The organism is Vibrio sp. S12_S33 (assembly GCF_963889785.1).
Taxonomy (GTDB): Bacteria; Pseudomonadota; Gammaproteobacteria; order Enterobacterales; family Vibrionaceae; genus Vibrio; species Vibrio aestuarianus.
Map to the genome: position 1 here is coordinate 1 of NZ_CAWPQZ010000237.1, position 517 is coordinate 517.

General features: G+C 42.9%; 1 tRNA gene and 1 rRNA gene. Both read right to left on the minus strand.

The features are described from left to right. Positions 1–268 precede the first annotated feature (268 nt). Positions 269–344: transfer RNA gene (locus AACW06_RS20010), tRNA-Ala, on the minus strand. Positions 345–404: 60 nt separating this feature from the next. Next, positions 405–517, minus strand: a 16S ribosomal RNA gene (locus AACW06_RS20015); the annotation flags it as partial.

Consider the following 517-nt stretch of genomic DNA (forward strand, 5'->3'; position numbering starts at 1 on the left):
CAAGTCACCAAGGTTTAGTGTCTCTCTTTATTAAATGAGCGAGAGACATTTCGATTTTGCCGGACTCAATTTTGAAAACTTACCGCAGTAAGCTTTCCCAAGAACACTTGAATGTGTTTGGTATCAACACGTAAACGTATTGATATTGAGAACTTTTATTTGATAACAACAAATCATGTTGTTATCAGTCAGCTTTCCAAATTGTTAAAGAGCAAGATTTTCTGATGAAAACCATTTTTAAGAACACTTAAGCAAATGTGCTTAAAGATGGTGGAGCTATGCGGGATCGAACCGCAGACCTCCTCGCTGCCAGCGAGGCGCTCTCCCAGCTGAGCTATAACCCCATACTCTAAAACCGTATAAACCATCAATCTGTGTGGACACTCATCTGTGTAATCATCGTATAAGGAGGTGATCCAGCGCCAGGTTCCCCTAGCGCTACCTTGTTACGACTTCACCCCAGTCATGAACCACAAAGTGGTGAGCGTCCTCCCCGAAAGGTTAAACTACCCACTTC